Origin of the sequence: Burkholderia sp. FERM BP-3421, from assembly GCF_028657905.1 — a bacterium.
Classification (GTDB): Bacteria; Pseudomonadota; Gammaproteobacteria; order Burkholderiales; family Burkholderiaceae; genus Burkholderia.
Map to the genome: position 1 here is coordinate 245979 of NZ_CP117782.1, position 23464 is coordinate 269442.

Annotated in this window: 25 protein-coding genes; 17 read left to right on the plus strand and 8 right to left on the minus strand. The window is 67.6% G+C overall.

From position 1 onward, the window contains the following. Positions 1 to 57 precede the first annotated feature (57 nt). On the plus strand, positions 58 to 960 hold the full coding sequence (gene cysM / locus Bsp3421_RS17300; RefSeq protein ID WP_274001876.1) for a cysteine synthase CysM: 903 nt from the start codon (positions 58 to 60) through the stop codon (positions 958 to 960). Between the two features lie 73 nt (positions 961 to 1033). Here the strand turns inward: cysM and mltB are convergent, their stop codons facing one another. After that, the gene (gene mltB, locus Bsp3421_RS17305; RefSeq protein ID WP_274001877.1) at positions 1034 to 2269 is read right to left on the minus strand and encodes a lytic murein transglycosylase B; all 1236 of its coding nucleotides are present in this window, start codon (positions 2267 to 2269) and stop codon (positions 1034 to 1036) included. Between the two features lie 179 nt (positions 2270 to 2448). Between mltB and Bsp3421_RS17310 the strand changes: the two genes are divergently transcribed. Beyond that, positions 2449 to 3372 carry a histone deacetylase family protein gene (locus Bsp3421_RS17310; protein WP_274001879.1) on the plus strand — a complete coding sequence of 308 codons (924 nt, stop codon included), beginning with the start codon at positions 2449 to 2451 and terminating at the stop codon, positions 3370 to 3372. 16 nt (positions 3373 to 3388) lie between these two features. Here Bsp3421_RS17310 and Bsp3421_RS17315 read toward each other — a convergent pair whose 3' ends face one another. Next, the gene (locus Bsp3421_RS17315) at positions 3389 to 4210 is read right to left on the minus strand and encodes a lysophospholipase (protein WP_443111589.1); all 822 of its coding nucleotides are present in this window, start codon (positions 4208 to 4210) and stop codon (positions 3389 to 3391) included. A gap of 302 nt (positions 4211 to 4512) precedes the next feature. Here Bsp3421_RS17315 and Bsp3421_RS17320 point away from each other — a divergent pair, with 302 nt between their 5' ends. The 6 genes from Bsp3421_RS17320 (at position 4513) to Bsp3421_RS17345 (ending at position 10827) form a co-directional block, all read left to right on the plus strand. Continuing rightward, the gene (locus tag Bsp3421_RS17320; protein WP_274001885.1) at positions 4513 to 5547 is read left to right on the plus strand and encodes a methionine ABC transporter ATP-binding protein; all 1035 of its coding nucleotides are present in this window, start codon (positions 4513 to 4515) and stop codon (positions 5545 to 5547) included. Continuing rightward, positions 5537 to 6190 (plus strand): methionine ABC transporter permease, encoded by a 654-nt coding sequence (locus Bsp3421_RS17325; RefSeq protein WP_274001887.1) that lies wholly within the window; start codon positions 5537 to 5539, stop codon positions 6188 to 6190. Before Bsp3421_RS17320 ends, Bsp3421_RS17325 begins: the two co-directional genes overlap by 11 nt. A gap of 28 nt (positions 6191 to 6218) precedes the next feature. Further along, positions 6219 to 7010 (plus strand): MetQ/NlpA family ABC transporter substrate-binding protein, encoded by a 792-nt coding sequence (locus Bsp3421_RS17330; protein WP_274001890.1) that lies wholly within the window; start codon positions 6219 to 6221, stop codon positions 7008 to 7010. Between the two features lie 217 nt (positions 7011 to 7227). Continuing rightward, on the plus strand, positions 7228 to 7977 hold the full coding sequence (locus Bsp3421_RS17335) for an electron transfer flavoprotein subunit beta/FixA family protein (RefSeq protein WP_274001891.1): 750 nt from the start codon (positions 7228 to 7230) through the stop codon (positions 7975 to 7977). Positions 7978 to 7992: 15 nt separating this feature from the next. Then, the gene (locus Bsp3421_RS17340; RefSeq protein WP_274001893.1) at positions 7993 to 8928 is read left to right on the plus strand and encodes an electron transfer flavoprotein subunit alpha/FixB family protein; all 936 of its coding nucleotides are present in this window, start codon (positions 7993 to 7995) and stop codon (positions 8926 to 8928) included. Between the two features lie 108 nt (positions 8929 to 9036). Continuing rightward, positions 9037 to 10827 (plus strand): acyl-CoA dehydrogenase, encoded by a 1791-nt coding sequence (locus tag Bsp3421_RS17345; RefSeq protein WP_274001895.1) that lies wholly within the window; start codon positions 9037 to 9039, stop codon positions 10825 to 10827. Between the two features lie 73 nt (positions 10828 to 10900). Here Bsp3421_RS17345 and Bsp3421_RS17350 read toward each other — a convergent pair whose 3' ends face one another. Beyond that, positions 10901 to 12187, minus strand: a complete 1287-nt coding sequence (locus Bsp3421_RS17350) for a D-amino acid dehydrogenase (RefSeq protein ID WP_274001896.1) — start codon at positions 12185 to 12187, stop codon at positions 10901 to 10903. A gap of 135 nt (positions 12188 to 12322) precedes the next feature. On the opposite strand from Bsp3421_RS17350, the gene Bsp3421_RS17355 reads away from it, so the two are divergent. Further along, on the plus strand, positions 12323 to 12811 hold the full coding sequence (locus Bsp3421_RS17355; protein ID WP_274001899.1) for an Lrp/AsnC ligand binding domain-containing protein: 489 nt from the start codon (positions 12323 to 12325) through the stop codon (positions 12809 to 12811). A gap of 92 nt (positions 12812 to 12903) precedes the next feature. Continuing rightward, on the plus strand, positions 12904 to 14049 hold the full coding sequence (locus tag Bsp3421_RS17360) for a PA0069 family radical SAM protein (protein ID WP_274001902.1): 1146 nt from the start codon (positions 12904 to 12906) through the stop codon (positions 14047 to 14049). 41 nt (positions 14050 to 14090) lie between these two features. Here Bsp3421_RS17360 and Bsp3421_RS17365 read toward each other — a convergent pair whose 3' ends face one another. Together Bsp3421_RS17365 and Bsp3421_RS17370 are read right to left on the minus strand one after the other, a co-directional pair. Next, positions 14091 to 14549 (minus strand): TM2 domain-containing protein, encoded by a 459-nt coding sequence (locus Bsp3421_RS17365; RefSeq protein ID WP_274001905.1) that lies wholly within the window; start codon positions 14547 to 14549, stop codon positions 14091 to 14093. 97 nt (positions 14550 to 14646) lie between these two features. Then, on the minus strand, positions 14647 to 15711 hold the full coding sequence (locus tag Bsp3421_RS17370; RefSeq protein WP_274004244.1) for a PQQ-dependent sugar dehydrogenase: 1065 nt from the start codon (positions 15709 to 15711) through the stop codon (positions 14647 to 14649). A 259-nt stretch (positions 15712 to 15970) separates the two neighbouring features. Between Bsp3421_RS17370 and rpsP the strand changes: the two genes are divergently transcribed. The 6 genes from rpsP to Bsp3421_RS17400 all read left to right on the plus strand — a co-directional run bounded on the left by rpsP (position 15971) and on the right by Bsp3421_RS17400 (position 20095). After that, positions 15971 to 16225 carry a 30S ribosomal protein S16 gene (gene rpsP / locus Bsp3421_RS17375; RefSeq protein ID WP_252987646.1) on the plus strand — a complete coding sequence of 85 codons (255 nt, stop codon included), beginning with the start codon at positions 15971 to 15973 and terminating at the stop codon, positions 16223 to 16225. A 42-nt stretch (positions 16226 to 16267) separates the two neighbouring features. Continuing rightward, a complete protein-coding gene (gene rimM, locus Bsp3421_RS17380; RefSeq protein WP_274001908.1) occupies positions 16268 to 16951 on the plus strand; it encodes a ribosome maturation factor RimM in 684 nt (227 codons plus the stop codon). 1 nt (position 16952) lies between these two features. After that, positions 16953 to 17747 (plus strand): tRNA (guanosine(37)-N1)-methyltransferase TrmD, encoded by a 795-nt coding sequence (gene trmD, locus Bsp3421_RS17385; RefSeq protein WP_274001910.1) that lies wholly within the window; start codon positions 16953 to 16955, stop codon positions 17745 to 17747. Positions 17748 to 17883: 136 nt separating this feature from the next. Then, entirely contained in the window at positions 17884 to 18276 is a 393-nt protein-coding gene (rplS, locus tag Bsp3421_RS17390) for a 50S ribosomal protein L19 (protein WP_252987649.1), read from the plus strand. An 87-nt stretch (positions 18277 to 18363) separates the two neighbouring features. After that, on the plus strand, positions 18364 to 19044 hold the full coding sequence (locus Bsp3421_RS17395; RefSeq protein WP_274001911.1) for a CoA pyrophosphatase: 681 nt from the start codon (positions 18364 to 18366) through the stop codon (positions 19042 to 19044). A gap of 112 nt (positions 19045 to 19156) precedes the next feature. Next, complete coding sequence (locus Bsp3421_RS17400; RefSeq protein ID WP_274001913.1) at positions 19157 to 20095, plus strand: CobD/CbiB family protein; 939 nt, start codon at positions 19157 to 19159, stop codon at positions 20093 to 20095. Between the two features lie 99 nt (positions 20096 to 20194). Here Bsp3421_RS17400 and Bsp3421_RS17405 read toward each other — a convergent pair whose 3' ends face one another. The 3 genes from Bsp3421_RS17405 to Bsp3421_RS17415 are packed head-to-tail and all read right to left on the minus strand — an operon-like array spanning position 20195 to position 22726. After that, positions 20195 to 20512 carry a putative signal transducing protein gene (locus tag Bsp3421_RS17405; RefSeq protein ID WP_274001914.1) on the minus strand — a complete coding sequence of 106 codons (318 nt, stop codon included), beginning with the start codon at positions 20510 to 20512 and terminating at the stop codon, positions 20195 to 20197. 16 nt (positions 20513 to 20528) lie between these two features. Further along, positions 20529 to 21470 (minus strand): ribosome small subunit-dependent GTPase A, encoded by a 942-nt coding sequence (rsgA, locus tag Bsp3421_RS17410; protein WP_274001915.1) that lies wholly within the window; start codon positions 21468 to 21470, stop codon positions 20529 to 20531. Further along, a complete protein-coding gene (locus Bsp3421_RS17415; RefSeq protein ID WP_274001916.1) occupies positions 21467 to 22726 on the minus strand; it encodes a M48 family metallopeptidase in 1260 nt (419 codons plus the stop codon). The genes rsgA and Bsp3421_RS17415 overlap by 4 nt, the downstream gene beginning before the upstream one ends. 115 nt (positions 22727 to 22841) lie before the next feature. On the opposite strand from Bsp3421_RS17415, the gene orn reads away from it, so the two are divergent. Next, the gene (orn, locus tag Bsp3421_RS17420) at positions 22842 to 23441 is read left to right on the plus strand and encodes an oligoribonuclease (protein ID WP_274001917.1); all 600 of its coding nucleotides are present in this window, start codon (positions 22842 to 22844) and stop codon (positions 23439 to 23441) included. Positions 23442 to 23464 lie beyond the last annotated feature (23 nt).

Sequence of the window (23464 nt, forward strand, 5' to 3'; positions counted from 1 at the left end):
GCGTCGGTGCTGGTTTAGAATCGCTCAATTAACCGGCTTCGTTCTATCGTCACGTTCATGGCTTACAAAACTATCGAAGACACGATCGGCAACACGCCGCTCGTACAACTGGTCCGGATCCCGGACGACGAGATCCGCGCGCGCAACAACGTGGTCCTCGCGAAGCTGGAAGGCAACAATCCGGCCGGTTCGGTGAAGGATCGGCCCGCGCTGTCGATGATCCGCCAGGCCGAGGCGCGCGGCCGGATCAAGCCGGGCGACACGCTGATCGAGGCGACGAGCGGCAACACCGGCATCGCGCTCGCGATGGCGGCCGCGATCCGCGGCTACAAGATGCTGCTGATCATGCCGGAGGACCTGTCGGTCGAGCGCCGTCAGAGCATGGCGGCCTATGGCGCGGAGATCCTGCTGACGCCGGTGAAGGGCGGGATGGAGCTGGCCCGCGATCTCGCCGAGCAGATGCAGCGCGAAGGCAAGGGCGTGATTCTCGACCAGTTCGCGAATCCGGACAATCCGCTCGCGCACTACGCCGGCACGGGTCCCGAGATCTGGCGCGACACCGAGGGCCGCGTCACGCACTTCGTGTCCGCGATGGGCACGACGGGCACGATCATGGGCACCTCGCAGTATCTGAAGGAACAGAACCCGCAGATCGAGATCGTCGGCGCGCAGCCCGAGGAGGGTTCGCGCATCCCCGGCATTCGCAAGTGGCCCGAAGCCTATCTGCCGAAGATCTTCGATCGCAGCCGGATCGATCGCGTCGAGAACGTGAGCCAGGCGGCGTCCGAAGCGATGGCGCGCAAGCTCGCGTCGGTCGAGGGGCTGTTCTGCGGGATCTCGTCGGGCGGCGCGTGCGAAGTGGCGCTGCGCGTCGCGCGCCAGGTCGAGAATGCAACGATCGTGTTCATTGTGTGCGACCGGGGCGATCGCTATCTGTCGACAGGGGTGTTTCCCGCCTGACGGCGTTCGCGCGCCGACATGAAAAAAGCGCCGCTGACAGCGGCGCTTTTTGCTGGTGAAGGCGGCGTGCGCGTTACTGCGGGTCGGGCTGCGCAACCGGCGCGGGGGCGGGCGTCAGCGCGCCGCCGGCCGCCATCTGCTCCTTGACGCGCTCGCCGAGCTGGTACACCGCGAGCGCGTAGAAGAAGCTGCGGTTGTAGCGGGTCAGCACGTAGAAGTTCTTCAGGCCGAGCTTGTATTCGGTCGCGCGGCCCGGCGTCGGCAGGTCGACGACCGTGACCGGCGTTCCCGCCTCGGCCGCGACGTTCAGCGACGGCTCGTCGAGCACGAGCCCCGCGCGCAGCAGCTGTGACAGCGCCCAGTGCGGCTCGGGCTGGCCGTCGGCGGCGGCTTGCGCCACGCCCTGGCTGCCGGTGTCGGGCGAGATGTTCCAGATCACCGGGCGATCGGTTTCCCAGCCATGCTGCTTCAGGTAGTTCGCGACGCTGCCGATCGCATCGGCCACGCTCGCGCGCAGATCGATATGGCCGTTGCCGTCGTAGTCGACGGCGTAGTCGCGGATGCTGCTCGGCAGGAATTGCGGGATGCCGACGGCGCCCGTATACGAGCCGAGCACGCTCGTCGGTTCGATCTGACTGTCGCGCGTCCACAGCAGGAAGTCTTCGAGGTTCTTGCGGAAGGTGGCCTGGCGCGCGTCGCGATTCGGCGTGTTCGGATAATCGAAGGCCAGCGTGGTGAGCGCATCGAGCGTGCGGAAGTTACCCATGTAGCGGCCGTAGATCGTCTCGACGCCGATGATTCCGACGATCACCTCGGGCGGCACGCCGAACTCGGCGGATGCGCGCTGCAGCGTGGCCTGATTCGCACGCCAGAATTTCACGCCCGCGTTGATCCGCACGGTGTCGAGAAAGCGCGACTGGTAGACGCGCCAGTTCTTCACCGACGGCGACGGGGCCGGCGTGACGAGCTTCACGGCGGTCGCCGAGTAGCTGGTGCGCGCGAACAGCGCGCGCAGCGCGGCGGGATCGAAGTTGTCGCGCGCGCTGACGTCGCTGATGAAGGCGTCGATCGTCGGGTTGTTCGCGTAGCGCTGCGGAACGATCTCTTCCTCGAAGGTTTGCCCTTGCGGCGCGGCCTGCGCGGGTTGAGCCTGTTGCGGCTGCGCCTGCGCGACGGTCAGCGGCGCGGCCGGCTGCGTCTGCGCGCAGGCGGCGGACACGCCGAGCGCGGCGGCAAGCGACAGGACGGCGAACGGAAGACGGCGAAGGACAGCGGATGAGACGGATGCGGCAGGCGGTTTGAAAGTCATGGCGAACCGGGGCGGTCGAGGCATTGTGTACGGCGCAGTATAACCGACGCCCCCCGGCCGTCGGCCCGGGAAGCGGCCGTCATGTGGTAAGTTAGCGGCGAACTTCGCGCAAGACGATTGTGTGAACACATTGAGGGAGACGACGGCGCGCGCGCGACCCGTGCCGCGCGCCGATGCATATGGCAACCGCCTTTTACACCCACCCCGACTGCCTGCTGCATGAGATGGGCGACTGGCATCCGGAATGTCCGGCGCGGCTGTCGGCGATCCGGGATCAGCTGATCGCGGGCCGGATCGACGACCTGATCGTGCACGAGACGGCGCCGTTCGCGAGCGAGGCCGCGCTTGCGCGGGTCCACACGCAGGCGCACATCGACTACATCAAGCGCAGCGCGCCCGCATCGGGCTACGCGGAACTCGATCCGGACACGCTGATGAATCCGCATACGTGGCGCGCGGCGCTGCGCGCCGCGGGCGCCGCGGTCGAGGCGACCGATGCGGTGCTCGGCGGCCGCTACGACAACGCGTTCTGCAGCGTGCGTCCGCCCGGCCATCATGCGGAGCCCGCGCGCGCGATGGGCTTCTGCTTCTTCAACAACGTGGCGATCGCCGCGCGGCACGCGCTCGAGGCGCACGGGCTCGAACGCGTCGCGATCATCGATTTCGACGTGCACCACGGCAACGGCACCGAGGCCGCGTTTGCGAACGACGAGCGGGTGCTGATGTGCAGCTTCTTCCAGCATCCGCTGTATCCGTTCTCGGGCGTCGAGCATCAGGCGCCGAACATGGTGAACCTGCCGATGCCCGCGCGCACGGGCGGGATGGCGGTGCGCGAGGCGGTCGACATGATGTGGCTGCCGCGTCTCGACGCGTTCCGGCCGCAGATGCTGTTCGTGTCGGCGGGCTTCGACGCGCACCGCGAGGACGAGATCGGCAACATGGGGCTCGTCGAGGCCGACTACGAATGGCTGACCGAACAGATCTGCGCCGTCGCGCGGCGTCACGCGCAAGGGCGCATCGTGAGCTGCCTCGAAGGCGGCTACAACCTCTCCGCGCTCGGCCGCAGCGTGGTGGCGCACCTGCGCGTGCTGGCCGGGCTGTGACGCGCGCCGGCGCGCATCACGTGCGCGCCGCGATCCAGTCGAGCAGCGCGCCGATCACGCGTTCGCGTTCGAGGTCGGCCATGGTCTCGTGATAGCCGCCCTCGTAGAGCGTCAGCGTGCGGTCGGGCGAGCCCACCTGGGTGCCGAACACACGGCTGCCGTCGGGTTCGGTGAGCTTGTCCGCGGTGCCGTGATAGACGAGCACCGGCAGGCGCAGCGCGCCGCGTCCGCGTTCGATGCGCTCCATGGCCGAGAGAATCTCCGCGCCCGTGCGCGCCGGCACCGCGTCGTGATGCACGAGCGGATCCGCGCGGTTCGCGCCGACCACGGCCGGATCGCGCGACAGCAGCGCGGCATCGATCTTCAGCGCGGGAAAGCCCGGCCATAGACGGCTCACGATGCGGCTCAGCGCGAGCATCCAGCGCGGCACGTCGCGCCCCGGCGCGAGCGCGGGGCTCGACAGGATCAGGCCGGCGAGCGGCGGGCCGCCGGCGGCCCGCTCGATCGCATACAGCGCGGCGATCGCGCCGCCCATGCTGTGCCCCATCAGGAACAACGGCGTGTTGTCGCGCGCGGCGCGCGCGACGAGCGCGTCGGCATCGAGCAGGTATTGGTCGAAATGGTCGATCCACGCGCGCCGGCCCGGCGAGCGGCCGTGGCCGCGCAGGTCCGTCGACACCAGCTCGATCCCGGCCGCGTTCAATCGCTCCGCGAGCGCCTGATAGCGGCCGGCGTGCTCGGCGAGGCCGTGCACGAGCGCGATCGTCGCACGCGGCCGGGCGGGCGCCGCGACCGGCCAGCGCGACGACGTCAGCTCCAGGCCGTCCGCGGTGCGCAGCCGGTCGTGGATCGGTCCCTGCGGCGTGGCGGCGGGCGCGGCGTCCCGGGCGGACAGCGTGTCGTTCATGGCGGGCGTCTCCGGTTCGAATGGGGCGTGGTCGTGTCGCACGATCATAGTCGCGGCAGCGTGCGGCGACTATGCGGTGTCCTCTAATTTCGCCTGGTTATGAAACGCTCGGAATCGATTATTAAGATTCATGAGGGGATTGCGGTAAAATCCGCCGCTATTCCAAGATACGGCGGCCGGCAGGCGAAGCAGGGAAGCTCGGCTTTGTCCGCTACCGTCGTTTTGTTTCGCTCATGATCGAAATTCGCAATCTTTCACAGCGGTTCGCCGGCCCGCAAGGCTGGATCGAAGCGCTGCACAACGTCAACCTGACGATCCCGCAAGGCGAGGTGTTCGGCATCATTGGCCGCAGCGGCGCGGGCAAGAGTACGCTCGTGCGCACCCTCAATCTGCTGACCCGGCCGTCGGAGGGCAACGTGGTGGTCGACGGCCGCGACCTGACGCAGCTGTCCGCGAGCGCGCTGCGCGCCGCGCGCCGCGACATCGGCATGATCTTCCAGCACTTCAACCTGCTGTCGTCGCGCACCGTGTTCGACAACGTCGCGCTGCCGCTCGAGCTGGCCGGCGTGAAGCGCGCGGAGATCGAGGCGACGGTGCTGCCGCTGCTCGAACTCGTGGGGCTGTCCGCGCAGAAGGACCGCTATCCGGCCCAGATCAGCGGCGGCCAGAAGCAGCGCGTCGGCATCGCGCGCGCGCTCGCGAGCAAGCCGAAAGTGCTGCTGTCGGACGAGGCGACTTCCGCGCTCGATCCGGAAACCACGCGCGCGATCCTCGAACTGCTCCAGCGGATCAATCGCGAGCTGGGGCTGACGATCGTCCTCATCACGCACCAGATGGAAGTGATCAAGCAGGTCTGCGACCGCGTCGCGGTGCTCGATGCCGGCCGCGTGGTCGAGACGGGCCGCGTGCTCGACGTGTTCCTGCAGCCGCATCACGAAGTGACGCGCGCGCTGATCGGCGACGTGATCGCGCAGGAACTGCCACCGGCGCTCAAGGCGCGCGTCGCCGAGCGCATGAAGACGGGCGCCGGTCATCTGCTGCGCCTGGCGTTCATCGGCTCGGGCGTCGACCAGCCGATCCTGTCGGAGACGATCCGCCGCTACGAGCTGGACTTCAACATCCTGCACGGCCAGATCGACGAGATCCAGGGGCAGGCGTTCGGGTCGCTCGCGGTGCTCGCGGGCGGCGAGCCGGGCAAGGTGGGGCAGGCGCTCGCGTATCTGCGCGAGCAGGGCGTGGTGGTCGAGGAGCTTTCGTATGTTGAGTGAAATGTTCGATATGTTCGTGCAGTCGTTCTGGGAGACGCTGATCATGGTCGGCATCTCCGGGGCGGTGGGCGCGCTCGTCGGCCTGCCGCTCGGCGTGCTGCTGTACCTGACCGATCGCCAGGGCGTGCTGCAGAACCTCGCGGTCAATCGCGTGCTGGGCGGCCTCGTCAATGCGGTGCGCTCGACGCCGTTCATCATCCTGCTGGTCGCGGTGATTCCGTTCACGCGGCTCGTCACCGGGTCGTCGATCGGCACGGCCGCGGCGGTCGTGCCGCTGACGCTCGCGGCGGCGCCGTTCGTCGCGCGTCTCGTCGAGACCGCGCTGCGCGAGGTCGATCGCGGCCTGATCGAGGCCGCGCAGTCGATGGGCGCGACCACCGGCCAGATCGTCTTCAAGGTGCTGCTGCCGGAATCGCTGCCCGGCATCGTCGCGGGACTGACCATCACGTTCGTGTCGCTCGTCGGCTATTCGGCGATGGCGGGCGCGATCGGCGGCGGCGGTCTCGGCGATCTCGGCATCCGTTACGGCTATCAGCGCTATCTGCCCGAAGTGATGTGGACGGTCGTCGCGATCCTGATCGTGTTCGTGCAGATCGTGCAGTCGTTCGGCGACTGGCTGGTGCGACGCCTCAGTCACCGTTGATCCCTTTGTCAGGAGCCAGGAACCGGACATGCAACGACGCTTTGTCTTGAAATTGGCGGCCGCGCTCGGCGTCGTCGCGTGTTTCGCGGGCGCGGTCGACGCGCAGACCATCCGGGTCGGCGTGACGGGCGGCCCGCATGCGCAGGTGATGGAAGTGGTCAAGCAGGTGGCGGCGAAGCAGGGGCTCGACATCAAGGTCGTCGAGTTCTCCGACTACGTGCAGCCGAACGCCGCGCTTGCCGCGGGCGACCTCGATGCGAACAGCTACCAGCACGCGCCGTATCTCGATGCGCAGGTGAAGGATCGCGGCTATCCGCTCGTCAAGGTGGCGGAGACCGTGACGTTTCCGATGGGTCTTTATTCGAAGCGCGTGAAATCGCTGGCCGAGCTGCCGCCGGGCGCGCGCATCGCGATCCCGAACGATCCGACCAACGGCGGCCGCGCCCTGTTGCTGCTGCAGAAGCAGGGCGTGCTGAAGCTGCGCGCGGACGTTGGTCTGAAGGCGACCCGCTTCGACATCGTCGACAATCCGCGCAAACTCAAGATCATCGAGCTGGATGCGGCGCAGATTCCGCGTTCGCTCGGCGACGTCGACGCCGCCGCGATCAATACCAACTATGCGATGGAAGCCGGCCTGAAGCCGAAACAGGATGCGATCGCGATCGAGGGCCCGAACGGCCCGTACGCGAACATCATCGCGATCCGCGCGGCGGATCGCGGCAAGCCCTGGGTCGGGAAACTGGTGGCGGCCTACCATTCGCCGGAGGTGAAGCACTACATCGAGAGCCGCTTCGGCGGCGCGGTGATCGCGGCCTGGTAAGGGCCGCGCGCGCGGGCGATTAGAGGCGAGGGTCGAGAGCCCGGGCTTTGCGTCCGGGTTTTTTCTCTTTTAAAATAGAACGATCGTTCGCTATTGCCGGCGCGCCGCTGAGGAGCGCTATCCTCGAAAACTGCAGACGGGCGGACACGTGGCGCCGCTCAGGCGGGCCTCGCTATAGAATGGCCGCTGGTCGTATTCGTAACTTTGGAGCGTGTGCATGAAAATCCTGGTGCCAGTGAAGAGAGTGGTCGATTACAACGTGAAGGTCCGGGTGAAGTCGGACGGCACGGGCGTCGACATTGCGAACGTGAAGATGTCGATGAACCCGTTCGACGAGATCGCGGTTGAAGAAGCCGTGCGCCTGAAGGAAGCGGGCGTGGCGACGGAAGTGATCGCCGTGTCGGTGGGCGTGTCGCAGGCGCAGGAGACGCTGCGCACGGCGCTGGCGATCGGCGCGGACCGCGCGATCCTCGTGGAGTCGGCTGATGAAGTGCAGCCGCTCGGCGTGGCGAAGATCCTGAAGGCGCTGGTCGACAAGGAACAGCCGCAACTGGTGATCCTCGGCAAGCAGGCGATCGACGACGATTCGAACCAGACGGGCCAGATGCTGGCGGCGCTGGCGAACCTGCCGCAGGCGACCTTCGCCTCGAAGGTGACGGTGGCCGACGGTAAGGCGACGGTCGCGCGCGAAGTGGACGGCGGCGCGGAAACGCTGTCGCTGACGCTGCCGGCCGTGGTGACGACGGACCTGCGCCTGAACGAGCCGCGCTACGTGACGCTGCCGAACATCATGAAGGCGAAGAAGAAGCCGCTGGAAACGGTGAAGCCGGCGGACCTGGGCGTGGACGTCGCGCCGCGCCTGAAGACGCTGAAAGTGGTGGAGCCGCCGAAGCGCGCGGCCGGCGTGAAGGTGGCGGACGTGAAGACGCTGGTCGAGAAGCTGAAGACCGAAGCCAAGGTGCTGTAAGGGGAGCGGACACAAATGACGATTCTGGTAATTGCGGAACACGACAACGCGTCGATCAAGGCGGCCACGTTGAACACGGTGGCGGCGGCGGCGAAGATCGGCGGCGACATTCACGTGCTGGTGGCGGGCCACAACGCGCAGGGCGCGGCGGACGCGGCAGCGAAGATCGCGGGCGTGAGCAAGGTGCTGCTGGCCGACGCGCCGCAGCTCGAAGCGGGCCTCGCGGAGAACGTCGAGGCGACGGTGCTGAATGTCGCGAAGGACTACTCGCATATCCTCGCGCCGGCGACGGCCTACGGCAAGAACATCGCGCCGCGGATCGCGGCGAAGCTCGATGTCGCGCAGATCTCGGACATCACCGCGGTGGATTCGGCGGACACGTTCGAGCGGCCGATCTACGCGGGCAATGCGATCGCGACGGTGCAGTCGAGCGACCCGATCAAGGTGATCACGGTGCGCGCGACGGGCTTCGACCCGGTGGCGGCGGAAGGCGGCAGCGCGTCGGTGGAGAAGATCGAGGCGGCGGCCGATGCGGGCCTCGCGCAGTTCGTGAGCCGTGAAGTGACCAAGCTGGACCGGCCGGAGCTGACGAGCGCGAACATCATCGTGTCGGGCGGCCGGGGCCTCGGCAGCGGCGAGAATTACACGAAGGTGCTGGAGCCGCTGGCGGACAAGCTGTCGGCCGCGCTGGGCGCCTCGCGCGCGGCGGTCGACGCGGGCTATGTGCCGAACGATTATCAGGTGGGCCAGACGGGCAAGATCGTCGCGCCGCAGCTGTACATCGCGGTCGGCATCTCGGGTGCGATCCAGCATCTGGCCGGCATGAAGGATTCGAAGGTGATCGTGGCGATCAACAAGGATCCGGAAGCGCCGATCTTCAGCGTGGCCGACTACGGCCTCGTGGGCGATCTGTTCACGCTGGTGCCGGAGTTGGTCGGCGAGCTGGGCTGAGCCCGGGCGCGGCGCGCCGCGCACTCACGCCGTTCAGGCATCGAACCGAAGGGGCGCGGCAAGCGCCCCTTTTTCATTGACAAGCACAGGCGACAGGAGAAGAGCACCATGAGCTATCACGCCCCCGTCAAGGACATGCTGTTCGTGATGAAGGAATTGGCCGGCCTCGACGCGGTTGCGCGGCTGCCGGGCTTCGAGGACGCCGGTTTCGAGACGGCGCGGGCGGTGCTGGAGGAATCGGCGAAGTTCTGCGGGGAGGTGCTGGCGCCGCTGAACGTGGAGGGCGACCGCAATCCGAGCAGCTGGAAGGACGGCGCGGTGACGGCGACGCCGGGTTTCGGCGAGGCGTTCCGGCAGTTCGTGGAAGGCGGATGGCAAGGATTGCAACACCCGACCGAATACGACGGCCAGGGGTTGCCGAAGCTGGTGGCGACGCCGTGCATCGAGATGCTGAACGCGGCGAACCTGTCGTTCGCGCTGTGCCCGCTGTTGACGGACGGCGCGATCGAGGCGCTGCTGACGGCGGGCACGGACGCGCAGAAGCAGCGCTACGTGCCGAAGCTGATTTCGGGCGAGTGGACGGGGACGATGAACCTGACGGAGCCGCAGGCGGGCTCGGATCTGGCGCTGGTGCGGTCGCGGGCGGAGCCGCGGGCGGACGGGTCGTACCAGGTGTTCGGCACGAAGATCTTCATCACGTGGGGCGAGCACGATATGGCGGAGAACATCGTGCACCTGGTGCTGGCGCGCACGCCGGGCGCGCCGGAAGGGGTGAAGGGGATTTCGCTGTTCATCGTGCCGAAGTTCCTGGTGAACGAGGACGGCAGCCTGGGGGCGCGCAACGACGTGCAGTGCGTGTCGATCGAGCACAAGCTCGGGATCAAGGCGAGCCCGACGGCGGTGCTGCAATATGGCGATCACGGCGGCGCGGTGGGGTATCTGGTGGGCGACGAGAATCGCGGGCTGGAGTACATGTTCATCATGATGAACGCGGCGCGGTTCGGGGTGGGGATGCAGGGCGTCGGGGTGGCGGAGCGGGCGTACCAGAAGGCGGCGGCCTTTGCGAAGGAGCGGGTGCAGAGCCGGCCGGTGGACGGTTCGGCGAGACAGTCGGTCACGATCATCCATCACCCGGACGTGCGGCGCATGCTGGCGACGATGCGGGCGCTGACGGAAGGCGCGCGGGCGTTGGCGTATGTGGCGGCGGCGCACAGCGACCACGCGCATCGTCATCCGGACGAGACGGAGCGTGCGCGCCACCAGGGGATCTACGAATATCTGGTGCCGGTCGTGAAGGGCTGGAGCACGGAGATGGTGAACGAGGTGGCGAGCCTGGGCGTGCAGGTGCACGGCGGGATGGGCTTCATCGAGGAGACGGGTGCGGCGCAGTACTACCGCGACGCGCGGATCCTGGCGATCTACGAAGGGACGACGGCGATCCAGGCGAACGATCTGGTGGGCCGGAAGACGCAGCGCGACGGCGGGGCGGTGGCGCAGGCGCTGCTGGCGGAGGTGCGCAAGACGGTAGAGGCGTTGGGCGCGCAGGAAGGCGCGGCGTTCGCGTCGATGCGCACGCAGCTGGCGCGCGGCGCGCAGTCGCTGGCGGCGGTGGTGGAGTACGTGGTGGTGACGGCGAAGCGTGATCCGAATGCGGTGTTCGCGGGCAGCGTGCCGTACCTGAAGCTGGCGGGGATCGTGCTGGGCGGCTGGCAGATGGGGCGTGCGCTGCTGGCGGCGCATCGCGAGCGTGAATCGGACCCGGCATTCCACGACGCGAAAATCGCGATCGCGCAGTTCTACGCGGAGCACCTGCTCACGCAGGCGGGCGGCCTGGAGGCGGCGGTGCTGTCCGCCGACAGCGCGGGCGGCGTGCTCGCGCTGAGCGAGGACCAGTTCTGAGTCGTACGCGGACGCGAAGCGGCATGAAAAACGGCGCCCTCGGGCGCCGTTTGCACTGGAGCGCGGCCGGCGCTTACGCGTATGCGGGGCGGTGCTGGCCGACGGTCTCGCGCAGGTAGCGATGCACCGACAGGTCGTCCGCCTGGATCGCGGGCTTCTTGCCCGACATCAGGTCGGCGAGCAGCTGGCCCGAACCGCAGGACATGGTCCAGCCGAGCGTGCCGTGGCCCGTGTTCAGGAACAGGTTCGACACCGGCGTGCGGCCGACCACCGGCGTGCCGTCCGGCGTCATCGGACGCAGGCCGGTCCAGAAGGTCGCCTTCGAGGTGTCGCCGCCGCCCGGGAAGAGGTCGTTGACGCACATTTCGAGCGTCTCGCGACGCGCTTCGAGCAGCCGCCTGTCGAAGCCGACGATCTCCGCCATGCCGCCCACACGGATGCGCTGGTCGAAGCGGGTGATCGCGATCTTGTAGGTCTCGTCGAGTACGGTCGAGATCGGCGCGGCGGCCGTATCGACGATCGGCGCGGTGATCGAATAGCCCTTCAGCGGATAGACCGGGATCTTCACGAGATTCGCGAGCAGCGCGGTCGAGTAGGAGCCGAGCGCCACCACGTAGGCGTCGCCGCGCACCATCTCGGCGCCGCACTGCACGCCGGCGATCTTGCCGCCCGCCACGGCGAGCGCGTCGATCGGCGTGTTGTAGCGGAACTTCACGCCGAGCGACTCCGCGAGCGCGGCGAGGCGCGTCGTGAACAGCTGGCAGTCGCCGGTTTCGTCGCCCGGCAGCCGCAGGCCGCCCGTGAGCTTGCGCGACACCGCGGCGAGCGCGGGTTCGGCGCGGCCCAGTTCGGCGGGCGACAGCAGTTCGTACGGGACATTCGCGTCTTGGAGCACCGCGATGTCCTTCGCGGCGCCGTCGAGCTGCTGCTGGGTGCGGAACACCTGCAGCGTGCCGCCCGTGCGGCCTTCATATTCGATACCGGTGTCGGTGCGCAGCGCCTGCAGGCATTCGCGGCTGTATTCCGCGAGCCGCACCATGCGGCCCTTGTTCTCGGCGTAGCGCGCCTCGGTGCAGTTGCGCAGCATCTGCCACATCCATTGCAGCTGGAAGCGGGTGCCGTCGAGGCGGATCGCGAGCGGCGCGTGCTTCTGGAACATCCACTTGACGGCCTTCAGCGGCACGCCCGGCGCGGCCCACGGCGCGGCGTAGCCCGGCGAGATCTGGCCGGCGTTCGCGAAGCTGGTTTCGAGCGCCGGGCCGACCTCGCGATCGATCACAGTGACTTCATGGCCGGCGCGCGCCAGATAATAGGCGCTTGCCACGCCGACCACACCGCTGCCCAAGATCACCACACGCATAGCTGCTCCAAGATGGAAGGTCGGGCGGCGCCGGCGCGATGCGCTGAACCTTCGCTGCCCTAGTTTTTTGCGCTATGGTATTGTCGAATCGCCAGTTTTTGTTATCGTATTTTTTTGATTTTCAGTCGAAACCCAATGAGAACTCAACGCCAACCGGTGCGCGCGCTCGACAAGCTCGACCGCCGCATCCTGAAGCTGTTGCAGGACGACGGTCGCATGGCGATGAAGGACCTCGCCGAGCAGGTCGGCCTGACGGTCACGCCATGCATCGAACGGGTGCGCCGGATGGAGCGCGACGGCGTGATCACCGGCTACCACGCGCGGGTCGATCCGGGGCAGCTGGGCGCCGCGCTGCTGGTGTTCGTCGAGATCACGCTGGACCACAAGAACGGCAGCATGTTCGAGCAATTCCGGCGGGAGGTCATGAAGATCGACGAGGTGCTCGAGTGCCATCTGGTGTCGGGGGATTTCGACTACCTGATCAAGGCGCGCATCGGCGAGATGGCCGACTATCGGAAGCTGCTCGGCGATATCCTGCTGCAGCTGCCCGGGGCCGTGCAGTCGAAGAGTTATGTCGTGATGGAGGAGATCAAGGAGACGCTGACGATCTCGGTCGACGAGTAGGCGGGCGGACTTGGCATCGTTGCGTTAATACTGTATAAATATCCAGTATTAACGAAGGCGTGTTGGCGGCTCCGGCCGCATCCAGGTGCGTGATGAGCGATCGATCCGATGTCGAGTACCCGATTGCGCCGCCCGCGCCCCGCAAGGGGCGCGGGGCGGTCGGCAATCTGCAGGGGCGTTACGAGGTGCTGCAGCGCGAGCAGGTCGACGACGGCTGGACGCCATCCGACGACGAACTGCCGCCCGCGCTGCGCACGCAGGTGTTCGAGGAGCGCGCGAAGAGCATCCTCACGCGCAATGCGTCGCCGGACATTCCATTCAGCGTGTCGCTCAACCCGTACCGGGGGTGCGAGCATGGCTGCATCTATTGCTTCGCGCGGCCGACGCATAGCTATCTGGGTCTGTCGCCGGGGCTCGATTTCGAAAGCCGCCTCTATGCGAAGGTGAACGCAGCCGAATTGCTCAAGCGCGAATTCGCGAAGAAGCACTACATCCCCGAGCCCATCGCGCTCGGCGTCAGCACCGACGCCTACCAGCCGGTCGAGCGCGACCTGCGCATCACGCGGCAGGTCATCCAGGTGATGCACGACCACGGGCAGCCGTTCGCGGCGATCACGAAATCCTCGCTGATCGAGCGCGATCTCGATCTGCTCGCGCCGATGGCCGCGCGCGGGCAGGTGATGGCCGCGGTCACCATCACGACGCTCGATGCCGAACTCGCGCGTGCGCTCGAGCCGCGGGCCGCGACGCCCGCGCGGCGGCTGCGCACGATCCGCGCCTTGCGCGACGCGGGCGTGCCGGTCGGCGTCAGCATCGCGCCCGTGATCCCGTTCGTCACCGAGCCCGATCTCGAGCGCGTACTGGAGGCGTGCGCGGAAGCGGGCGCGACGCATGCGAGCTATATCGTGCTGCGCCTGCCCTGGGAGGTCGCCCCCCTGTTCAAGGAGTGGCTGGCCGCGCATTTCCCGGATCGCGCGGACCGAGTGATGAGCCGCGTGCGCGACATGCGCGGCGGCAAGGATTACGAGTCGGCGTTCGGCCAGCGGATGAAGGGGGAAGGGATCTGGGCCGACCTGTTGAGGCAGCGCTTCCAGCAGGCGGTCAAGCGGCTCGGCTTGAACGTGCGCCGGGGCGGCGCGCTCGACATGTCGTTGTTCAGGATGCCGGACAAGCCGCGTGCGGCGGCGCCGTTCAAGGCGGCGCGCGACGCTGCGCAATTGAGCCTGTTTTCCGAGTAGCGCGCTTGCCCGTGAAGGGCGGATGCCGGCGGGCGCGCCGCTTACTGCGAAAGCTGCTTTGCCGCTTCGACCTGGGCCTCGAAGTAGGTTTGGAACGACAGGGCGAGGGCCGTCATCAGCAGAAACGCGCCGATCAGCAGCGAAAAGATCACGATGAAGATCACGGTCCAGCCGGAGCGGCTGTGGCGGCCGGTTTCCGCATTGAATTGCGCATCCCATTTCTCGTCGGGGCGCAGGCCGTAGACGAGCGCCGCGAGGAACGCCGCGAACAGCGAGATCGCGCCCGGTGCCGCCAGCCACCAGCCGAGCGTCGCGCTGCGCTGCGAATCGATCAGCAGCAGGATGCCCGGGATGCCGATCAGCGTGCCGAGCAGGTGCGCCCAGCCGGCGAGATCGCGCCAGCCGTACAGATAGAAGCGATGCGCGCCGAGCGAGCCGAGCAGGAAGGCGAGCGCGGCCGTGAGGGTCTTGGAGCGGAAACGGGGCGGGCGGCTGGACATGGGCGGGCGATGTGTCGACTGGGGGAGGGCCGCGCGGCGCGGCGAACGGGCTGGCATTCTACGATGCGAGGCTGCGCGCGGTCACGCCCGTGCTGCGTCAAGGTGCCGCATAGGTGACCCGGTAGATCGCGCCGGCGTGGTCGTCGCTGACGAGCAGGGAGCCGTCGGGCAGCGGCAGCACGTCGGCCGGCCGGCCCCAGGCGCTGTCGTCGGCGCCGAGCCATCCGGCGATGAACACTTCCTGGCGCGCGCGCTGGCCATCCGCGCCCGCGGTCACCCGCACCACGCGATAGCCGACCTTGCGGCTGCGGTTCCATGAGCCATGCTCGGCGATGAAGATGCTGTTGCGATAGCTGGCCGGGAACATCGCGCCGGTATAGAAGCGCATGCCGAGGGCCGCCACGTGGGCGCCGAGCTTCAGCGCGGGCGGCGCGTAGCGCGCGCAGTCGTGGCCCTGGCCGAATTCCGGGTCCGGCACATCGCCCGCATGGCAGAACGGATAGCCGAAATCGAGTCCCGCGCGCGGCGCGCGGTTCAGCGTGTCGTCGGGGCGATCGTCGCCGAGCAGGTCGCGGCCGTTGTCGGTGAACCAGAGCGCGTGCGTGACCGGGTGCCACGCGAAGCCGACCGAATTGCGCACGCCGCGCACGTAAGGCTCGTACCCACTGCCGTCGGGGTTCATGCGCCCGATCATCGCGTAGCGGTCGCGGTCCGCGAGACAGATATTGCAGGGCGCGCCGGTCGGCACGTACAGCTTGCCGTCGGGGCCGAACGCGATGAACTTCCAGCCGTGATGGCGTTCGGTCGGCAGCGCGTCGGTCACGACGGCCGGTTCGGGCGGCGCGGCGAGCCGGTTGTCGATCCCGTCGAAGCGCAGGATGCGCGAGATCGCCGATACATAGAGATCGCCGTTCCGATAGGCGACGCCGACCGGCATCGAGAGCCCCGAGGCGATCACCTGGTGCGCGGCGACCCGGCCGTCCCGCAGCGTCAGCGCGTGCACGCGACCGTCGGTGCTGCCCACGTACAGGATGCCGCGCGGCGACCAGGCCATCTCGCGTGCGGTCGGCACGTCGTCGGCCAGCACCTCGACGTGGAAGCCGGGCGGCAGGGTCAGGCGCTCGATGGGCAAGGCGGCGCGCGCGAGCGACGCGGCGAACATCAGGCAAAGCAGAGCGGGGCGCAGCCGCGAGGCGCGCAACAGGGGGCGGGCTGCCTGACGGCGCGTGGATTTCAGGCGCATGACGAATAACGGGGAAGGAGCAACCAGGATCGCATCATGGGAAAATTGTAAGTCTGTTGTTCGGCCGCCGGGCGGCCGTCGGCGCATTTTGTGCGGTAAGTGTTTGTTGTGCCTCTTGTTTCCCGCTATAATCCCGTGTTTCAGTAGTTTCGAACCCGGTTTACCCGAAGGATTTCATATGGTCATCATCCGTCTGGCTCGCGGCGGCTCGAAGAAGCGCCCGTTCTACAACATCGTCGCAACCGATTCGCGTAACCGTCGTGACGGCCGCTTCATCGAGCGCGTCGGCTTCTACAACCCGGTTGCCGAGAAGGGCGAAGCACTGCGTATCGTGCAAGATCGTCTGGCGTACTGGCAAGGCGTGGGCGCGCAGCTGTCGCCGACCGTCGAGCGTCTCGTCAAGCAAGCGCAAAAGGCGCAGCCGGCTGCCTAACATGGCGCGGTTTGCCGGACGTGCCGTCCGAGAGGTTTGCTGATGTCGGATCACGATTCCGGTAGCGCCAAGGGCGCGCGCGGGCGAACGCCGTTTGGCGTGTTCGTCCGCAAGCCCGTCGAGCGCGCGTCCGAACAGGGCGTCGCGGGCGGGGAACACACGAGCGTCGAGACGGCGCAGGCCTGGCCCGACGATGCGGTCGAGGTCGGCGCGGTCGTCGATGCGTACGGCCTCAAGGGCTGGGTCAGGATTGCGGCCCATGCCGGGGCGGGGCGAGGCGGCGATGCGCTCCTCAAGGCCCGTCACTGGTGGCTGGAGCAGAAGGGCGGTGCGCGTGCCGGCATGCGCGTGTCCCAGGCGAAGACGCATGGCGACTCGGTCGTCGCGCATCTCGCCGGCCTGGATGACCGCGATGCGGCGCTGGCGATGCGCGGTACGCGCGTGTTCGTGGGCCGCGGCGATTTTCCGGCGCTGGCCGCCGATGAATTCTACTGGGTGGATCTGATCGGTCTCGACGTCGTCAACGAAGCGGGTGTTGCGCTTGGCGAGGTCGCCGACATGATCGACAACAGCGTGCATTCGATCATGCGGATCACCTACCCGTCGACCGGCAAGGATGGTCGGCCGGTGACCGGCGAGCGGCTGATCCCGTTCGTCGGCGTGTATGTCAAGACGGTGGATCAGGCGGCGCGGCGGATCGTGGTCGACTGGGAAGCCGATTACTGAAATGAATCAGGCTCAGGAGCGCGCGATGCAGTTCGATGTCGTCACGCTCTTTCCCGAGATGTTTCGTGCGCTGACCGAGTGGGGCATCACGAGCCGCGCGGTGAAGCAGGGGCGTTTCGGTTTGCGCACGTGGAATCCGCGCGATTTCACGACGGACAACTATCGCACCGTCGATGATCGTCCGTATGGCGGCGGTCCCGGCATGGTGATGCTGGCCAAGCCGCTCGAGGCGGCGATCGGTGCGGCGAAGGCCGCGCAGGCGGAGCAGGGCGTGGCGGTGTCGCGGGTGGTCATGATGTCACCGCAAGGCGCACCGCTCACCCACGAGCGCGTGACGCGGATGGCGAATGAGCCCGGCGTCGTGCTGCTGTGCGGCCGCTACGAGGCGATCGACCAGCGTCTGCTCGATCGCTGTGTCGACGAGGAAATCAGCCTCGGCGATTTCGTGCTGTCGGGCGGCGAATTGCCGGCGATGGCGCTGATGGACGCGGTGGTCCGGCTGCTGCCCGGCGTGCTCAATGATGCACAGTCGGCGGTGCAGGACAGTTTCGTGGACGGCCTGCTCGATTGTCCGCACTACACGCGCCCCGAGGAGTACGAGGGCGAGCGGGTGCCGGACGTGCTGCTCGGCGGCCATCACGCGGAAATCGAGCGCTGGCGTCGCCAGCAGGCGTTGAGCAATACGCTGAAGAAGCGTCCGGACCTGATCGTCCAGGCGCGTCGCAACAAGTTGTTGAGCCGGGCCGATGAGGCGTGGCTCGCAAGTTTCCCGAAGGAAGCGAAGCAGACCTCCTGAGGTCGTCTCGCGGATTCGGGACCAGGCGGTGTCGCGGCATGCGTGCCCGGCGCCAGATGTGAATCCATCCTCTATCGGGGCCGAGCCGGGTTAACCGCAGGCGCGAACGCCGACATGATGGTTTTAGGAGTCAGTGATGAATCTGATCGCAAAACTTGAGCAGGAAGAAATCGAGCGCGCGCTCGCAGGCAAGACCATCCCCGAATTCGCCCCCGGCGATACGGTGATCGTGAACGTGAATGTGGTTGAAGGTACCCGCAAGCGCGTCCAGGCCTACGAAGGCGTCGTGATCGCGAAGCGCAACCGTGGCCTCAACTCGGCCTTCATCGTCCGCAAGATTTCGTCGGGCGAAGGCGTCGAGCGTACGTTCCAGACCTACTCGCCGCTGCTGGCGAGCATCGTCGTGAAGCGTCGCGGTGACGTGCGTCGCGCGAAGCTGTACTACCTGCGCGAGCGTTCGGGCAAGTCGGCCCGGATCAAGGAAAAGCTGGTGTCGAAGGATCGCACCGCTGCCGCTCCGCAAGCGTAAATGTTGTAAGGAAAAAGCACCCTTCCGGGTGCTTTTTTCATTCCGGCGCGACAATACGCAGATCCCCGCCCATACGAAGAGCGCCCTTTGACCCGCCGCCCGATCATCGATCCCGAAGTTCTGCCCGTCGAAGCCACCGGCAGCGATCTGCCCGCCGTGGCCCCCCGCCTCCTGACGCCCGCCGGCCTGCGCGAACGCTTCTCGCAATCGCTCGAATGGAACCGGGAGCCCGACGAAGTGCGCCTGGACGGCGATCCGCGCAGCGCGGCCGTGCTGGTGCCGTTCGTCGTGCGCGAGCACGGCCTGACCGTGCTGCTGACCCGGCGCACCGCTCATCTCAATGATCACGCGGGGCAGATCAGCTTCCCCGGCGGGCGCCGCGAGCCCGACGACGCGGATGCGCGCGCCACCGCGCTGCGCGAGGCGTGGGAGGAGATCGCGCTGGACCAGGAGCGGGTCGAGGTGCTGGGCGCGCTGCCCGATTACCTGACGGGGACCGGATTTTGCGTGGCGCCCATCGTCGCGCTCGTGCATCCGCCGTTCACGGTCCAGGCGGACACCTTCGAAGTCGCCGAGATTTTCGAGGTGCCGCTCGCGTTCCTGATGAATCCTGCCCACCACGAGGTGCGCGTGTTTCGTTGGGAGGGCGGCGAGCGTCGTTTTTTCGCGATGCCGTATCCGGATGGGCGCGTCGACGGACATTACTTCATCTGGGGCGCAACAGCGGGTATGTTGCGCAATCTTTACCGCTTTTTAACGGCTGCCTGAGCATGCCGGTCGCCCGGGCGAGCTTGTCCTGCGGGCGCGGCAGGCCATGCCGGGCGTGGGCTGTGCTATCGTTATGCGAAAAATCTCATAACGCGGATCGCCCGACTTTCGCATGACTTTCTTCTCGGTTCTCCTCGCACTCATCATCGAACAGGTCCGCGCGCTGTCGCCGAGCAATCCGGTCTTCGCGCTGTTTCAGTTCCATGCGGAAACCGCCGCGCACGGCTTCGACGCCGGCAAGAAAAAACATGGCGTGCTGGCCTGGCTGGTCGTCGTGCTGCCCTGGGTGCTGGGCGTCGCGCTCGTGTATTTCCTGTTGTTCAAGCTGAGTTTCGTGCTCGCGTTCCTGTGGAACGTCGTGGTCGTGTACTTCACGCTGGGTTTCCGCCAGTTCAGCCACTATTTCACCGACATCCATCTCGCGCTCAACAACGACGACGTGCCGCGCGCGCGCGAGATTCTCCACGAATGGACCGGCATGGACACGGTCGACATGCCGGTGGGCGAGATCGTCCGCCACACGCTGATCCATGCGGTGATCGCGTCGCATCGCCACGTATTCGGCGTGTTCTTCTGGTTCGTGCTGCCGGTCGGCCCGGCCGGCGCGGTGCTGTACCGGATCGCGGAATACCTGGCGCGCAGCTGGTCGGTGCCGGCCGATGACCGCACCGCGGCCTTCTCCAATTTCGCGCAGCGCGCGTTCTTCGTGATCGACTGGGTGCCGGCGCGCCTCACGGCGCTTGGTTTCGCGATCGTCGGCAATTTCGAGGACGCGATCTATGCGTGGCGCAACCATACGCGCCAATGGCCCGACCCGAACGACGGCGTGCTGCTGGCCGCCGGCAGCGGCGCGCTGGGTGCGCGCCTCGCGGGGCCGCTCGCCGAGCCGTCGGGCATCGACGCGCTCGCGGTCGGCGACAGCGGCCCGCTGACGGTCGGCGACGACTGCACGCCGCGCACGCTGCAGTCGGCTGTCGGGCTGGTCTGGCGCGCCGTGATCCTGTGGATGATCCTGCTGCTGATGCTGACCATCGCGGTGTGGGTGTCGTGACGTCGACGCGCCTTTCGCGTTCCGCCCATTGAAAAAGCCGGCTCGAAGCCGGCTTTTTCGTATCTGCCCCTGCCCGCGGGGCGTTCCCGCGCGGCGCGCTCAACCGTCGCGCGGGTCGCGCGCCGCGCCGCAGCGCCAGCATTCGGTGAACTGCGCCTCGAGCGTCTCGCCGCACCGTCCGCAGCGCCACGGCGCGGCGTCCGCGCGCGGGCCCCGTGCGGCGGCGTCGATCAGGCGCCGCGCGAGCGCTTCGTCGCGTTCGTCGTCGAGCCAGATCTCGGGGCCGCACTGGTCGGCCGGGATTCCGCCGAGCGCGCCCGTGGCATAGCGGTTGTGCAATTCGCAGCCGATGCCGGCCGCGCTCAGCACGTTGGCCCAGTGCTGGGCGGTCGCGAGATCGGGGGCTTTCAGTCGCATCGCGGTCCCGGCGGGCCTAGCGCACCACCTGGCTCGCCTCGTGCACGAGCTGCGCGTACAGCGCGTGACGCGTCGGGGCGATGCGGCCGTCGGCGACCGCTTCGAGGATCGCGCAGCCGGGCTCGTGCAGATGGTGGCAGTTGTAGAAACGGCAGTCGGCGAGCAACGGTCGGAATTCAGGGAACGCGCGCTCCAGCATGCCTTCCGTCAGATGATAGAGCCCGAATTCCTGGAAGCCCGGCGAATCGATCAGCGCGCCGCCGTCCGGCAGCGGGTAGAGGCGCGTGAAGGTGGTCGTGTGACGGCCGCTGTTGAGCGCCGCGGAGATCTCGCGGGTGGCGGCCTCAGCGTCCGGGACGAGCAGGTTGACGAGGGTCGACTTGCCCATGCCCGACTGGCCGAGCAGGATCGTCGCGTGGCCGGCGAGATGCGGCGCAAGCTGCGCGCGGGCGTCCTCCGGGCGGCCCTTGACCGACATCTCCAGCACCGCGTAGCCGAGCGCGCGATATGGCGCGAGGCGTGCGCGCGCCACATCCAGCGCGGCTTCGACGTCGATCTTGTTCAGCACGATCAGCGGCTTGAGCGCGTTGGCCTCGGCCGCGATCAGCGCGCGGCCGAGCAGATCCTCGCTGAAATAGGGCTCGGTCGCGAGCACGATCAGCAACTGGTCGAGGTTAGCGGCGAACAGCTTCGACTTGAACTGGTCCGAGCGGTACAGCAGGTTGCGTCGCTTGCCGATCTCGACGATCACGCCCTGGTCGGCCGAGCTGCGCTCGTAGAACACCTGGTCGCCGACCGCGACCTCGCTGCGCTTGCCGCGCGGAAAGCACTGCAGCATGGCTTCGCCGCTCGCGGGTGCCACGAGGTAGTGGCGGCCGTGCGCGGCGATCACGCGCCCTTCGGCGCGCTCGCCGCCGCGGGCGGGCCGGGCCGGCTGGTTACGGGGCGGGCGGCTCATGAGTGTTGCAGCAGACGGTCGATGCGCTGCGAGGCGGGCGGGTGCGAATAGTAGAACGCGGTATAGACCGGGTCGGGCGTCAGCGTCGATGCGTTGTCCTCATAGAGCTTGACGAGCGCGTTGACGAGATCCCGGGCGTCGGTCTGGCTGGCCGCGAACGCGTCGGCCTCGAACTCGTGCTTGCGCGAGCTGAGGCTGCCGAGCGGCGTGACGAAGAACAGGAAGACCGGCATCGCGAGCACGAACAGCACGAGCGCGAGGCCCGCGTTGCTGCTGGTCAGCGACGGCATCACGCCGAGGCCCGTGTAGAACCAGCTGCGCTGCGCGAGCCAGCCGAGCAGGGCGAGCATCGCGAGGCTCAGCACGAACGACACGAGCATCCGCTTGATCACGTGGCGGCGTTTGAAATGGCCGAGCTCGTGCGCGAGCACGGCCTCGATCTCGCTGCCGGACAGGCGCGCGAGCAGGGTGTCGAAGAACACGATGCGCTTGGCCGCGCCGAAGCCGGTGAAATAGGCGTTGCCGTGCGCGGAGCGGCGGCTGCCGTCCATCACGAACAGCCCCTTGGCGGCGAAGCCGCAGCGCGTCATCAGGCCCTCGATGCGCGCGCGCAGCGCGTCGTCGCCGAGCGGCTCGAACTTGTTGAACAGCGGCGCGATGAAGGTCGGGTACAGCACCAGGACGAGCATCTGGAACACGCCCCAGACGATCCAGGTCCACAGCCACCACAGCGCGCCCGTCTGGTTCATCAGCCACAGCACGACGAACAGCAGCGGCAGGCCCAGTGCGGCGCCGAGCAGCGTGTTTTTCACGAGATCGGTGAAGAACAGCCGTTTTGTCATCCGATTGAAGCCGAAGCGCGCCTCGATGCCGAACTGCCGGTAGTACTCGAACGGCAGGTCGATCACGCTCGTGACGGCCAGCACGGCCGCGACCAGCGCGACCTGCTGCGCATAGCCGTGGCCGAGCCAGCCGGCCAGCAGCGTGTCGAGCGCGCCGACGCCGCCCAGCAGCGTGAGCCCGACCAGCACCGCCGCGCTGACGACGATCTCCAGCAGGGTGAGGCGGGTGCGCTCGATCGTGTAGTCGGCGGCGCGCTGGTGCGCGGCGAGCGGGATGGTCGCGCGGAACTGTTCGGGCACGCGGCCGCGATGGGCGGCGACGAAGCGGGTCTGCCGCGACGCGAGCCATAGCTTGGTGCCGACCATCGCGAGGACCGCGGCGGCAAACAGCAGGGTGAACGTATAGGAGGACATCGAGGGAGCCAGTGGTATCTATGCGAGAATTATATGTTCTTGCGGACCGGGCTCGCTCGACGATCTCCGGCCGCGTGGGCGGCCGCTCGCCGCCCGCCATTTTCCAGGATGACTCATGACCGACACTTCCGCTCCCGCCGGCGCGCCCGCGCTTGTCCGCACCGATATGAATCTGGTGTGGCTCGACATGGAAATGACGGGGCTCAATCCGGACGAGGACCGCATCATCGAGATCGCGGTGGTCGTCACTAATTCGACGCTCGACGTCGCCATCGAGGGGCCGGTGCTCGCGATCCGCCAGAGCGATGAAACCCTCGCCAAGATGGACGACTGGAACAAGAACACCCACGGCCGCTCGGGCCTGATCGACCGGGTGCGCGCGTCGACCGTCACGGAGGCCGACGCGGCCGCGCAGATCGAGGCGTTCCTGGCCCAGTACGTGCCGCCCGGCAAGTCGCCGATGTGCGGCAATTCGATCTGCCAGGACCGCCGCTTCATGGCGCGCTGGATGCCGGAGCTCGAACGCTTCTTCCACTACCGCAATCTCGACGTCAGCACGCTCAAGGAGCTGTGCCGCCGCTGGCAGCCGGCCATCTACAAGGGTTTCCAGAAGCGCGCGATGCACACGGCGCTTGCCGACATCCACGAGTCGATCGACGAGCTCAAGTACTACCGCGAACACTTCCTGATCCCGGCCGCCGCGCCGGCGGCCTGAGGGCGGAAGGGCGGGCGGCGAGG